We start from the raw sequence: 13,984 nt of genomic DNA on the forward strand, positions 1-13,984 counted from the left end.
TTGGTTCTCTCATCATGCAAGCGATAACGAAAAATGCCTGGCGGCTCAATGCGGCGCTTATAAGCCTTGTTCTCATCTTGATGCTGGTCTCGCTCATGGTCGGTCCGGCGGGTCTGCCGGCGCGAACGGCATTGGCGGCGCTCTGGAGCGGCGACGGCCCCGCCGCCATCATCGTCCGCGAAATCCGGCTGCCGCGCACGCTGCTGGCCGCCCTGATCGGCGCGACACTTGGGCTCTCCGGCGCCGCCTTGCAGGGACTGTTCCGCAACCCGCTGGCGGAGCCGGCCATCTTCGGCGCACCGCAAGCAGCCGCCGCCGCCTCGTCCTTCATGATCGCTTTTGGATTGTCGTCGGCCACGTCGCTGGCGGTGCCGGTCGCCGGCATCCTCGGCGCGCTCGCATCGGTCAGCGCCCTGGTGCTGATCGCGGGCCAGCGCACCAGCCTCACAGTCGTGCTGCTGGCCGGCTTCGCACTCGCAAGCTTTGCCGGGGCCGCCACGGCGCTCATTCTCAATCTCGCGCCCAATCCCTTCATCGCACTTGAAGTTGCGTTCTGGTTGCTCGGCTCGCTGGAGGATCGCTCGCGCGATCATCTTCTGATCGCCATGCCGTTCATGATCGCAAGCTGGATCATCCTGCTCCTGCCCGCCCGCGCCTTCCGCGCGCTGACGCTCGGCGAAGATGCCGCGGCATCGCTGGGCGTCGATCTCAAACGTTTGCGGCTGATGGTGGTTGGCGGCACGGCGCTTGGCGTCGGCGCCGCCGTTGCTGTCGCCGGTGCCATCGGTTTCGTCGGACTGGTGGCGCCGCATCTCGTTCGGCGTTATGTGAAGCATGATCCGGCGCGCGTGATGCTGCCGGGTGCGCTCGCCGGCGCGGCCCTGCTGCTGGCTGCAGATATCACCGTGCGCATCGTCCCGTCCGCCATCGAATTGAAGGTCGGCGTCGTCACCGCACTCATCGGCGTGCCATTCTTCCTGTCGATGATCTTCAGCGAACGGAAATTTCTGGAGGGCGATTCGGAATGACCGCCCCTCTCCTGACCGCGCGCAATGTTTCCGTTCGGCTTGGCGGACGGACGATTGTCGATGATATCAGCCTCACATTGCAGGCGAATGAGTTTGTCGTATTGGTTGGCCCGAATGGCGCCGGCAAAACCACACTCATCAAAGCCTTGGCCGGACTCGTCGCGGCTTTCGGCGAAGTCGAGATCGAAGGCCGTGCATTGTCGTCCGTTCCGGCGCGCGAACGTGCGCGACGCCTCGCCTATCTACCGCAAGGGCACGATTTTTCATGGCCGCTACCGGCAGCGGAGATCGTGGCGCTCGGACGCTATCCGCATGCCGATCCGTTCTCGCCGGTGTCGCAAGGCGATCGCGATGCCGTCATGCATGCGCTGGAGATCACCGGCACGAAAGCCTTTGCCAATCGCATCGTCACCACGCTGTCTGGCGGCGAACGCGCCCGCGTGGCCTTGGCGCGCGTGCTGGCCACGCAGGCGCCGATTGTCCTTGCCGACGAGCCAACCATGTCGCTCGATCCGCGACACCAGTTCGTGGTGATGGATTTGCTGCGGCACGCAGCTCATGAAAGCGGCGCCGTGCTGGCCGTGGTGCACGACCTTGCGCTCGCGGCACGTTATGCGGATCGCGTGATTGTGCTGGAGCAAGGCCGCGTCGTTGCCGATGGCAAGCCCGACATTGCGCTGAGCACCGAGCGCATTGCCCATGTGTTCGGTGTCGAAGCGGATATGATCGAGATCGGCGGCGCGAAACTGCCGCTGGTGCGAAGACCGTTATAGAAACACGTTGTAGAAACAAAAAACACGAGTCAGACTTCTCTCCGTTCGTCCCCGCGAAACCGGGGACCCAGAATCATAAAACAATCTCATCATAGAGATCACGCCAAGCAGGATTTGTGGTCTCGATCATCTGAAGCTTCCAGCGTCGATTCCACTTTTTGATCTGGCGCTCCCTCACGATGGCTGCTTCGCGCGATTCATGTATCTCGTACCACACGAGTATCTTGATGCCGTATTGCTTCGTGAAGCCTGGAACAACGCCCTCAAGATGCTGCCATACCCGCACAATAGATTGTCCGTCATCCCGACGTAAAGCGTCCCATTTCGGCGGTTTGCGAGAAGATAAACATAGAAAGCCATCGCATCACCCTGGGTCCCCGCTTTCGCGGAGACGAACGGAAAATGACAGGTTGGTTTGACGGAATAGCTCACCCCAATATCTTCCGTAGCCATGCGCGCACGTCACCGCCCGCAAGGCATCGAACGCACGGCGGCTCTCCCCACGCTCATACCTATAACCAAACACATATAACTGACATCCACCCCGTTATTAGACTTGTCCTCGCCGGTCACTAACCTTGACCGCAACAAAGAAATAAGCTCGCGGAGGAAAACCAATGTCGCGTCCGAATGCCCTCACCCGCCGTCAGGTTCTCAAGACCACTTTGGCCGGTTCGGTTGCCATCGGCAGCGCGGGACTGAACGGCGTGGCGCGAGCGCAGTCGGGGCCGCCGAACATTGTTTTCATCATGGCCGACGATCTCGGTTACGCCGATGTGAGCTGCTACGGCCAGCGTGATTTCGAAACTCCCAATATCGATCGGATCGCGCTCGAAGGCCTGAAGCTCACGCAAGGCTATGCAAATTCATCGGTCTGCTCGGCGACCCGCATCGGCCTGATCACCGGCCGATACCAATACCGGCTTCGCGCCGGCCTTGAAGAGCCGATCAGCGGATCAGCGCGCGGCAATCCGGACATTGGCTTGCCGCCACAGCATCCCAATCTCGCATCCATTCTGAAAAAGGCGGGATATCACACGGCGCTTGTCGGCAAATGGCATATGGGCTTTCTGCCCCATTTCAGCCCGATCAAAAGCGGCTATGACGAGTTCTACGGCATTATGTCCGGCGGCGTGGATTATTTCAGCCACAAATCCAACCCTGCCGACGAGAAAGGCGAACTCTACGAACAGGAGACGTCGATCGAGAACCACGGCTATCTCACCAATCTTCTCGGCGACCGCGCCGTCAAGGTGATCAATGAGAGGGCGCGCAACGGCAAGCCGTTTTTATTGAGCCTGCATTTCACCGCGCCGCACTGGCCGTGGGAAGGGCCGCATGACGAAGCGGAATCGCGCCGCATCCGCCGTCTCATGCATTATGACGGCGGCACCCAGAAAACCTATCGCGAGATGGTCAAAAGCCTGGACTTGAATATCGGACGCGCCCTTCAGGCCCTCGATGCCAATGGTCTTGCGGATAACACCATCGTCATCTTCACCAGCGACAACGGCGGCGAACGCTTCTCCGATGTTTGGCCGTTTACCGGAACAAAGGCTGAATTGCTGGAAGGCGGGTTGCGTGTCCCCATGCTGGTCCGCTGGCCACGTCGGATCGCAGCCAATTCAACCAGCGATCAAGCGATGATATCCATGGACTGGATGCCGACGCTGCTCGCGGCGGCCGGCGCCGCGCCCGATCCGGCCCATCCACCCGATGGCGAGAACCTTCTCGCGGTGCTCACCGCTCAAGCACAGCCGCATCCGCGTAAGCTTTACTGGCGCTACAAGGCATTCGGTCAACGCGCTCTGCGCGACGGCGACATGAAATATCTCCGGATCAACGGCAACGAGTTCCTGTTCAACGTTGCCGACGATCCGCGCGAAAGAGCCAATCTCAAGGCGCGTGATAAGGACACGTTCGAGCGGCTCAAAGCCGATTATGAAGCCTGGAACCGCACCATGCTTCCGGAAATTCCGGAATCCAACACCCATGCCATACCAGGTCGGGTCCGGGCCGATCGTTATGGCAATCCGAGCAAGGATTAAGCGACAGCATTTGAAACAAGCACAGAGTTGAACCGCAGGGTCTTATCCCGTCACCTGCTTGCGTAGCCACACCACCGCACGATCCCACCAGGGTTTTGACTCTTCCTCCGCGAGCTGCAGCCCGACAGTGACAACACGATCGTCGCGGACGCGATGCGCCACCAGCGCGACATCGCCGACCCGTACGCTGTCACCCGGATGCGGTGCGCGGCCGAGCCGCTTGGCAAAGAGGTCGGACACTGTGATCGCCTGCTGATCGGGCGTCACCGTCAGACCATAGATTTCCGCGAGCGCCCCGAGCGTCGCATCGCCGCCGACGAAGAAATCGCCGAGCAATTGCGGATCGGGTGACGACGGCGGCGGCAGATCGGCGAAGAAACGGTCGAGCGCCGACGCCTTGTCCTGCGGCGCCAGGAGATAGACGTGATCGCCTTCATGCACGCCGCGCGCCTCTTCCGGCGTCATCACCTTTTCGTCGCGCACCACCAGCGCGATCTTGGCCCAAGGCGGAATGATGCCGCCGCGCAGATAGGGACTGCCCGGCGTCACGGCATAGCCGACCAGCTCCTGCGCCCGTTGTCCCGGAAGATCGAGTTCGATGCGCGGCTGAAACACTTCCGGCCGCTTCTTGGCGATGCGCAGCCAGCGCGCGGCCGGCGCGATGGTCCAGGCTTGCACCAAGAGCGAGACCAGCACCACGATGAAGCCGACATCGAAATAGATCAGCGCATTAGGCAAACCGACAAGGAGCGGCATCGACGCCAGGAAGAAGCCGACGGCACCGCGCAAGCCAACCCACGAGATGAACAATTTCTCCCGCACCGAAAAACGGTACGGCCACAACGACAGGAACACAGCGGCCGGTCGCGCGACCAGCATCAACACCAGCGCCACGCCCAAAGCCGGCAGAAGCAGCTCCGGCAGCCGTTGCGGCCAGGCCAACAGGCCGAACAGCACGAACATCGCGATCTGCGCGAGCCAGGTCGCAGCATCGAGAAACGCGACGATGGCCGTCCGTGCGCGCTGCGAGCGATTGCCAACGATCAGTCCGGCCAGATAGACGGCCAGAAATCCGGATGCGTGAAGCGACTGGCACAGGCCGAAGGTCACGATGGCGCCCGTTGCGACAAACGGTGCATGCAGGCCTTGCGGCAATTCCACGCGATTGAGCACGAACACGATCGCCGTCCCGCCAACGAGCCCGATGACCGCGCCCAAACTCGCTTCGCGGAGCAGCACCAGCACCATCTCGACGAACGGCTTCTGCCCCTGCAGCAGAATCTCGACCAGTACCAGCGTCAGGAAGACCGCAAAGGGATCGTTGGTGCCGGACTCCACCTCGATCGTTGACGCCACACGCGGCCGCAGGCGCAGGCCACGGGCATGCATAAGGAAGAACACGGCGGCAGCGTCGGTCGAGGCGACCGCCGCGCCGAGCAGCAAACCTTCGACCCAGTTCAGATTGAACAGATAGACCGCCGCTGGGGCGACCAGCACCGAGGTGACCAGGACACCGAGGGTGGCCAGCGTGGCGGCGGGCGCCAGCACACTGCGAAAGGTGGCGAACCGCGTCCGCAGACCGCCATCGAACAGGATCAAGGCCAGCGCGAGTGACCCGACAATGAATACGAGCCGCACATCATTGAACGGGATGCCGCCCGGCCCGGATTCGCCGGCCAGCATGCCGACCAGGATGAAGATCAGCAGCAAAGGTGCGCCGAAGCGGAGCGCGATGAGGCTGGACAGGATGCCGGCCATCGCCAGCAGGGCCCCAAGCAGAATCAGAATATTGATGTTGTCGAGCGCGCTCATGATGTTCGTTCAATGTCCCATAGAAAGGACAGAACGGTGATCCGGCAACGGAAATCGTCCGTGCGAACGCGACTATTTTCGTCGAATCCGATTCAATCGAATCTGACTCATGGCATCCAGCCGGTCGGCCCCGCGGACTCGGCGGGCGAAACATCGACGCGCTTTGCGGGCTGTTCTGCCGAAGCGACCACCGGCACGTCGGCGGGCTGGTGGGCCGCAGGCGCGTCCGCCGGGGTGGCCAGGGGAGGCAGACCGGCGATCATCGCCTTGGCGATCTCATGCTCGCCCATCACCACCTCCGTGGCGCCGTGCTTCAAAAGATGCGCGGTCTCTTCCTCCGAATGCGAGCGGGCGATGATTTTCAGCGACGGGTTGGCCTTGCGGCCAAGTTCGACCGCATAGCCGCCCTCAAAGGCGTCGGGCACGGCGACAAGCAGGCAGCGCGCGGCGCCGAGATTGGCGGCGGCGAGCACGTCCTTGTCGGTGACATTGCCGGTGATGGTTTCGATGCCCCGCTGCTTCAGCGGCGCCAGCACGTCAGAGTCAGTATCGATCACCAGCAAGGGCGTCTTCGCGTCCAGCAGCGCGCGGCCGACGAAGCCGCCGACGCGGCCATAACCGATCAGGACCACGTGATCGATGAGCGTCGTCACCGGGATCGGTTCGCGCGCGGCGCGCGTCTTGTCCTCCGCCTGGTCCGGCTCCGCCGCCGAACTGTCTTTCGCCAGATAGCGGTCGAGCAGCGCGAAGAAAATCGGGTTGAGCAGGATCGACAGGATCGCACCCGCCAGCACGAGATCGCGGCCGCGCTCCGGCAGCAGCGCCAGACTGACGCCGAGACCGATCAGGATGAAGGAGAATTCGCCGATCTGCGCGAGGCTGGCCGAAATCGTCAGCGCCGTCGGTGCCGGATAGCGGAACAGGCGGACAATGACATAAGCCGCAACCGATTTTCCGACGAGGATGATCAGCAGCGTCGCCAGCACCGGCAGCGGATCGCGCCACAGGATCGCCGGATCGAACAGCATGCCAACCGAAACGAAGAACAACACCGCGAAGGCGTCGCGCAGCGGCAGCGTCTCCTGCGCCGCGCGCTGTGAGAGTTCGGATTCGGCGAGGATCATGCCGGCGAAGAACGCGCCGAGCGCGAAGGACACATCGAACACCGTCGCCGCACCGAAGGCGAAGCCGAGCGCGATCGACAGCACCGCTAGCCGGAAGAGTTCGCGCGAGCCGGTATGGGCGACGTAATGCAGGATCCACGGAATGATGCGCTTGCCGAGCACCAGCATCACCAGGACGAAGCCGGCAACCTTGGCCAAGGTGATGCCAAGCGGCCAAAGATAGGTCTCGTAATTGTAAAGGTCAGCGTTGCCGCTCTTGATCGCGTCGGCCATCACCGGCAGCATCACCAGTGCGAGAACCATGGCGATGTCTTCGACGATCAGCCAGCCGACCGCGATGCGCCCGCGATCGGTCTCGATCAGCCGCCGCTCCTGCAGAGCGCGCAGCAGGACCACCGTCGAAGCAACCGACAAGGCCAGACCAAACACGACACCCGCGCCGATCGACCAGCCGAGCAGATGCGCGAGGCCCATACCGAGCAGGGTCGCCGCCGCGATCTGCGCAATCGCACCGGGGATGGCGATGCCTTTGACTTTCAGCAGATCATTGAGCGAGAAATGCAGCCCGACACCGAACATCAGCAAAATGACGCCGATCTCGGCGAGCTGGTTGGCGATATTCTGGTCGGCGACATAGCCCGGCGTGAACGGCCCCATCAGGATGCCGGCGACCAGATAGCCGAGCAGCGGCGATACGCGCAGACGCTGGGCGATGACGCCCAGACCGAATGCGAGCACGAGACCGATAACGATCGTAGAAATCAGCGGCGCGTCATGATGCATGGATCATGTCTTAGCCGCTGATTTTAACGATGGCGAGCCTGCGCGACGATGCGTAGCAATGCTCGTCAGGTCGCCACAATGCGGACTAAAACGCGACCTTGTCGCCGCCCTTGAGCGAGAGGATTTCACGCGCCTCGTCGGGGCCTGCGATCTCAAGACCGAGCCCTTCGAGAATCTTGCGCACCTGCGTCACCTGTTCGGCATTGGTCTTGGCCAGTTGGCCAGGTCCGATCCAGAGCGAGTCTTCAAGACCGACGCGGACATTGGCGCCCATGGCGGCGGCCATGGCCGCAACCTTCATCTGGTTGGAACCAGCGCCGAGCACGGACCAGTGGTAATTGTCACCCAGAAGTCTATCCGCCGTGCGTTTCATCTGCATGACGTCTTCCGGATGCCCGCCGATGCCACCGAGAATGCCGAACACCGACTGCACGAACAGCGGCGGCTTCACCAGCCCGCGATCGAGGAAATGCTTCAGCGTATAGAGGTGGCCGATGTCGTAGCACTCGATCTCGAAACGTGTGTCATTGCCGGCGCAGGTGGTGAGAATGTATTCGATGTCGGCGAAGGTGTTCTTGAACATCCCCTTCTTCGATCCTTCGAGATACGGCTCCTCCCAGTCGTGCTTGAACTTGCCCTTGTAGCGCGGGATCATCGGGTAGAGCCCGAAATTCATCGTCCCCATGTTGAGCGATGCTACTTCCGGCTTGAACGTTGCGGCCGGACGCACGCGCTCTTCCGCCGTCATCGTCGGCGCACCGCCAGTGGTAATATTCACCACGACATTCGAGCGCTGCTTGATCACCTTGAGGAACGGCGCAAACGCTTCCGGCGTCTGATCGGGCCGTCCGTCTTTTGGATCGCGCGCATGCAGATGCACGATGGCGGCGCCCGCTTCCGCCGCGCCGATGGCAGCATCGGCGATCTCCTCCGCCGTGACCGGAAGATGCGGTGACATCGATGGCGTATGAATCGAGCCGGTGACGGCGCAGGTGATGATGACTTTGCGGGCTTTCGCCATGTTTCGACCCCAGGGCATTTTTCTTGGCTATGAAGGGCCGGGATTGAGCACGCTGGCAGGCATGTTCGTCAAGCCATGATCGCGCTGACATCCTATGTCATTCGTCACGATCTGACTTGACTTGGCAGTCCATCGTTCAAATCGAGCGCAAACGGCGCAACAATCGCGTCACGTCATCCGCATTGTGATACAGACCGAAGCCGACGCGCAGCCGCGTGTCGCGAACATCGACCACAATGTTGCTGCGCTTGAGCCGAGCCTGCCACTGCGCGGCGTCGGGATGATCGAAGGTGAGAAAATTGCCGCGCGATACTTCGTTCGCCGGCACGACAAGACTGGCCGTATCGAACAGGCCGAATGGCGCCTTGATCAGATCGGCGAGAAACATGTCCTGCAAGGCGATGACATGCGCGTGGATTTTCGCCGCATCGAGGTCATGCGCCGCGAACCATTGCAGCATCGCCCGCATGCGATACAGACCGCTCGGATCGAAGGTCGATCCCATGAAGCGCTGACCATCGGTGGAATAGCGGACGCGATCCTGCGGACCGGTCAGTGTTGCAAAGCTGGCATACCAGCCGGTGTTGCGCGGACGCGGCGCAAAGCCCGGCGGACAATGCATGAAGCAGGCGCCCTCGCCGGCCATCGCATATTTGTAACCGCCCGCAAGATAAAATGCGCGATCGGCGATGCGCGACAGATCGACTGGCCGCGCCAGAAAGGCATGATAGCCATCAATCACCACGAGGCGCCCAGGCGCCGCAACAGCATCGACCAAAGTATCGAGATCCGGCAGCGCGTAGCCCGAATTGAAAAAGACCTGGCTGACGAACACCATGTCCGGCGATTTTGCACGCACCATCTCGATCAGCCGCGCCGGCAATGTCGCGAAGGGCTCGGTCGGCACGACAACGAGGTCGATCAGCTTGTCTTCGGCAAGCCGCTCCGTCTGCCGCTTGAAGCTGTGAAACTCGCCATCCGTGGTGACGATCACCGGCCTGCGGTCGAACGGCAGCGCCGAGAGCAGCCGGTTGACGAATTCATGGGTGTTCGGCGCCGGCACCAGCGTTGACGGATCGGGCAGGCGCAGATGATGCGCGAGGCCGTTTGCGACCGCCGGCCATACCTCGCCCAGCACATGCGACCATTTCTCGTCCACGAGCCGCGCCGCATCGTCCCAGACCTTAAGTTGCGCATCGCGCGTGACATCGGGCCAATAGGCATGGCTGTGCGCGGCGAAATGCAGCCGGTCGGGATCGGCATTGCGGAAACGGGAAAACTCTGCCGTCAGATCGAGCGGAAAGCCGGACGAATTGGCTGAATGAGAGGCAGACATATTGGCTCCAAACGCATCATTTGCACCACCGGCATGGCATATTAGACTGAACATTCAAACCACTTAGAAAGCAGCCCTGTGTCCGCAAAAGACCCGTTACCCGAAAGCCGTATTGGCGATGACATCCATGTCGATCTCGCCGGGCGCATGACCTATGGCGATTACCTTCAGCTCAAGACGCTGCTGGCCGCCCAGAAGCCGCTGACCAAAAAACACGACGAGCATCTGTTCATCATCATCCATCACGTTCAGGAATTATGGCTGAACCTGATGGCGCATGAGCTGAACGCCGCCATCGATTTCATCGAACGCGATCAGTTGCCGCCGGCCTTCAAATCGATGGCGCGGATGACCCGCATTCTCGAACAGATGATCTCGGCCTGGAACGTGCTGTCGACCATGACGCCGTCCGACTATCTGGAATTCCGCAACGAACTCGGCCAGTCGTCCGGCTTCCAGTCCTTCCAATACCGGATGGTGGAATTCCGGCTCGGCGCCAAAGATCCGAAAATGCTGCTGCCGCACCGGCACGACACCGAAAATTATGAACGTCTGAAAGCGGCGCTGGAGGCGCCAAGCCTCTACGATGTCGCCCTGATGCTGCTGAAGCGCCGTGGCTTTGCAATCCCCGACGATATCGTGAACCGCGATTTCTCCGTGCGGCACGTCTTCAGCGATGCGGTGCGTGACGCCTGGCTCAAGGTCTATCGCAACTCAAAGGAGAATTTCGAGGTCTATGAACTCGCCGAAGAGCTGGTCGATCTCGAGGACTGGTTCCAGCAGTGGCGCTTCCGCCACATGAAGACGGTCGAGCGAATCATTGGCTTCAAGCGGGGCACCGGCGGCTCGAGCGGCGTCGCCTTCCTGAAATCGGCGCTGGACCATTCCTTTTTCCCTGAATTGTGGGCGGTCCGGACCGAATTGTAGGCGGCTGTGGCCTCCCGGTACTGGTTAACCCGCCATTTAGGATGGCAAGTAAAGGATTGCGGTCCTTAAGCCGCCGCAAATCGATCATGGTTTTCATGCCAGTCTTGGGGCTGGGGCTGGTTGGGGGAAATACGGCGTATGCGTTTGCGTACACAAGGTTACGCGCGCCTGCTGTGGGTCCGGCAGGCGGTGGCGCTCGTGCTGTGCGCCGTACTGGTATCCGCCTGTGCCGGCATCGAGCGCATTCCCTATACGCAGCAGGAACAGCAAGTCGCCGTGATCCCGGGCATCCCGGAGGCCCGGATGTGGGCCGACGATCCGGCATTGGCCCGCAACAATCCGCTGCTCGATGCGCCCGGGCGTGATCGCCCGGTCGTTCTCGCGCTGTCCGGTGGCGGCGCCGATGGCGCTTTCGGCGCCGGCCTGCTGACGGGATGGACGCAGCGTGGCGACCGCCCGCAATTCACCATCGTCACCGGCGCCAGCGCCGGCGCGCTGATCGCGCCCTTCGCATTCCTCGGCTCCGGCTACGATCCGGTGCTGACCTCGGTCTTTTCCAGCGGCGAGATGGAAGGCTTTCTGAAATTCCAGGGCTTGCGCGGATTGTTCGGCACCAGCCTGTTCGAGGCCGCGCCGCTGCGGCAGCTCATTGCCAAATACATCACGCCGGATGTCCTCGCCGCGATCGCCGAGCAATATCGCCGCGGCCGCCGGCTCTATATCGTCACCACCAATCTCGATGCGCAGCGCACCGCGATCTGGGACATGGGCCGCATTGCGTCCAGCAGAGACCCACGCGCACCTGAACTCTTCCGCCAGGTGATCGCGGCCTCCGCCAGCGTCCCCGGAATTTTCTCGCCGGTGCTGATCGATGTCGAAGCGCAGGGCAAACGCTTTGCCGAAATGCATGTCGATGGCGGCATCACCTCGAACGTGCTGGTGGTGCCGGAGGCGATGCTGGCGTCGAACCAGCCCTTGCCCGCGAAGCTGCAGCCGCGCATCTACGTCATCCTCAACAGCAAGCTCGGTCCTTATTTCGAGGTCGTGCCGGCCAATACCATCCGGATTGCCGTGCGTGCCTTCGAAACGTCGGTGCGCGCCAACACGCGCAACACGCTGCTGGCATCTTATGAATTCATCCGGCGGCGCGGCTGGGACATGTCGCTGGCGGCGATCGACGACAGTTTTCCTTCACAGGAGAAGCCCGGCTTCGACACGACCTATATGCGCGGCCTGTTCGAATTCGGCATGGCGCAGGGCCACAGCGGCACCGTCTGGCGCAGCGGTGCGGGAGGCGATGCACCGCTGCCGGTCAACCGCCGCGGCCCGCGCGTCGCGGCACAGTAAGCTATTTTCTCACCGCCGCCAGAAAATCAAAATCGCAGCCTTCGTCCGCCTGCTGCACATGCTCGCGATAAAGCTTCGCATAACCGCGCTGCGCATCGTCCGGCACCGGAGGCGCTTTCCAGTCGCGTTTGCGCTTTTCCAGCTCCGCATCGTCCACCAGCAATTCGACACTACGGTTCGCGACATCGAGCCGGATGCGATCCCCGTTGCGCACCAACGCCAGCGGCCCGCCGACCGCCGATTCCGGCGAGATATGCAGCACGATGGTGCCGAACGCGGTCCCGCTCATCCGCGCATCGGACATCCGCACCATGTCCTTGATGCCCTTCTGCGCGATCTTCTTCGGGATCGGAATGTAACCGGCTTCCGGCATGCCCGGCGCGCCGATCGGTCCGGCATTGCGCATGACGATCACATCGTCCTCGGTCACATCGAGCGCCGGATCGTCGATGCGCTTGGTCATGTCCTCGACCGATTCGAACACCACCGCGCGGCCTTCATGCTGCATCAGCTTGGGTGACGCCGCCGCCTGCTTGATGACGGCGCCGCGGGGCGCGAGATTGCCGCGCAGGATGGCCATGCCGCCTTCCTTCTTCAGCGGCGCATTGCGCGGCTTGATCACCGTCTGACCCGGCACATCCTCGAACACCTTGATCGCATCGCCGAGCGTGCCGCCCATGACATGTTTCGCATCGAGCTTCAGCAGGTCCTTCAATTCCTGCATCAGCCGCGGCACTCCGCCGGCATAATGGAAATGCTCCATGTAATGATCGCCGGAGGGTTTCAGATCGACCAGCACCGGTGTCTTTCTGCCGATCTCGTCGAATTCCTCGAGCGTCAGCTGTGTCTGCGTGCGGCCGGCAATGGCGGACAGATGCACGACGCCATTGGTCGAGCCGCCGATCGCCTGCAGCATGACAATGGCATTGTGGAACGCGTCCTTGGTCAAAATCTCCGACGGCTTGATCCCGCCCTTGGTCAATTCCGCCGCGCGTTTGCCGGTCGCTTCGGCGATCCGCACACGATCGGCATGCGGTGCCGGTATCGTCGCCGCGCCCGGCAATGTCATGCCCATCGCTTCCATCATGCAGGCGATGGTGCTCGCGGTCCCCATGACGCCGCAGGTGCCGACCGACGGCACCAGCCGCTCATTGGCAACTTCGATGTCTTCGCCGCTCATGCGGCCCCCGCGATACTCGCCCCAAAGCCTGCGGCAATCGGTGCAGGCGCCCAGCACTTCACCCTTGAAGTGACCGACCAGCATCGGCCCGACCGGCAGCACGATGGTCGGGCGATCCGCACTCACCGCGCCCATCACCTGCGCCGGCGTGGTCTTGTCGCAACCACCGATCACCACCACCGAATCCACCGGCAGCGCGCGCATCATCTCTTCGGTGTCCATCGCCATCAGATTGCGCAGGAACATCGAGGTCGGATAGGCGAAGCTTTCGTGAATCGAAATAGTGGGGAACACCATCGGCATGGCGCCGGCCAGCATCACGCCGCGCTTCACCGCTTCGATCAGTTGCGGAACGTTGCCGTGACAGGGATTGAAATCAGAATAGGTGTTGGTGATGCCGACGATCGGACGATCCAGCGCATCGTCGGAATAGCCCATGCCCTTGATGAAGGCTTTCCGCAAAAACAGCGAAAAGTCCTTGTCGCCGTAGCTGGTCAGCCCTTTGCGCATGCCGCTGGTCACATCGCAACTCCCCTCACCGTCATTCCGGGGCGCGGACGAAGTCCGCGAACCCGGAATCCAGAGCCCAAATGCCGAACTTGCAG

At 62.0% G+C, this 13,984-nt stretch carries 11 protein-coding genes; 5 read left to right on the top strand and 6 right to left on the bottom strand.

The window, feature by feature from the left end:
* Positions 1–14 precede the first annotated feature (14 nt).
* Positions 15–1,028, top strand: coding sequence for a FecCD family ABC transporter permease (locus CAK95_RS07000; RefSeq protein WP_086091253.1), 1,014 nt, complete (start codon positions 15–17; stop codon positions 1,026–1,028).
* On the top strand, positions 1,025–1,801 hold the full coding sequence (locus tag CAK95_RS07005) for an ABC transporter ATP-binding protein (RefSeq protein ID WP_086087263.1): 777 nt from the start codon (positions 1,025–1,027) through the stop codon (positions 1,799–1,801). Before CAK95_RS07000 ends, CAK95_RS07005 begins: the two co-directional genes overlap by 4 nt.
* A 73-nt stretch (positions 1,802–1,874) precedes the next feature.
* On the opposite strand, the gene CAK95_RS07010 is transcribed toward CAK95_RS07005, so the two are convergent.
* Entirely contained in the window at positions 1,875–2,087 is a 213-nt protein-coding gene (locus CAK95_RS07010; RefSeq protein WP_425349676.1) for a GIY-YIG nuclease family protein, read from the bottom strand.
* A 331-nt stretch (positions 2,088–2,418) separates the two neighbouring features.
* Between CAK95_RS07010 and CAK95_RS07015 the strand changes: the two genes are divergently transcribed.
* Positions 2,419–3,849: a sulfatase-like hydrolase/transferase gene (locus tag CAK95_RS07015; RefSeq protein WP_086087264.1), complete on the top strand. Its 1,431-nt coding sequence runs from the start codon at positions 2,419–2,421 to the stop codon at positions 3,847–3,849.
* A gap of 42 nt (positions 3,850–3,891) precedes the next feature.
* Here the strand turns inward: CAK95_RS07015 and CAK95_RS07020 are convergent, their stop codons facing one another.
* The 4 genes from CAK95_RS07020 to CAK95_RS07035 form a co-directional block, all read right to left on the bottom strand.
* The gene (locus tag CAK95_RS07020; protein ID WP_086087265.1) at positions 3,892–5,661 is read right to left on the bottom strand and encodes a potassium/proton antiporter; all 1,770 of its coding nucleotides are present in this window, start codon (positions 5,659–5,661) and stop codon (positions 3,892–3,894) included.
* Between the two features lie 107 nt (positions 5,662–5,768).
* Complete coding sequence (gene ybaL, locus CAK95_RS07025; protein WP_086087266.1) at positions 5,769–7,568, bottom strand: YbaL family putative K(+) efflux transporter; 1,800 nt, start codon at positions 7,566–7,568, stop codon at positions 5,769–5,771.
* 85 nt (positions 7,569–7,653) lie between these two features.
* Positions 7,654–8,589, bottom strand: coding sequence for a 3,5-dioxohexanoate:acetyl-CoA acetone transferase (gene kce, locus CAK95_RS07030; protein ID WP_086087267.1), 936 nt, complete (start codon positions 8,587–8,589; stop codon positions 7,654–7,656).
* 136 nt (positions 8,590–8,725) lie between these two features.
* A complete protein-coding gene (locus tag CAK95_RS07035; protein ID WP_120265421.1) occupies positions 8,726–9,925 on the bottom strand; it encodes an aminotransferase class V-fold PLP-dependent enzyme in 1,200 nt (399 codons plus the stop codon).
* A gap of 78 nt (positions 9,926–10,003) precedes the next feature.
* Here CAK95_RS07035 and kynA point away from each other — a divergent pair, with 78 nt between their 5' ends.
* Together kynA and CAK95_RS07045 are read left to right on the top strand one after the other, a co-directional pair.
* Complete coding sequence (gene kynA / locus CAK95_RS07040; RefSeq protein ID WP_280949851.1) at positions 10,004–10,852, top strand: tryptophan 2,3-dioxygenase; 849 nt, start codon at positions 10,004–10,006, stop codon at positions 10,850–10,852.
* Between the two features lie 138 nt (positions 10,853–10,990).
* A complete protein-coding gene (locus tag CAK95_RS07045; protein ID WP_086087268.1) occupies positions 10,991–12,199 on the top strand; it encodes a patatin-like phospholipase family protein in 1,209 nt (402 codons plus the stop codon).
* Between the two features lies 1 nt (position 12,200).
* Here CAK95_RS07045 and CAK95_RS07050 read toward each other — a convergent pair whose 3' ends face one another.
* Complete coding sequence (locus CAK95_RS07050) at positions 12,201–13,901, bottom strand: IlvD/Edd family dehydratase (protein ID WP_245303654.1); 1,701 nt, start codon at positions 13,899–13,901, stop codon at positions 12,201–12,203.
* Positions 13,902–13,984 lie beyond the last annotated feature (83 nt).

This window comes from Pseudorhodoplanes sinuspersici (assembly GCF_002119765.1).
GTDB classification, from domain to species: Bacteria; Pseudomonadota; Alphaproteobacteria; order Rhizobiales; family Xanthobacteraceae; genus Pseudorhodoplanes; species Pseudorhodoplanes sinuspersici.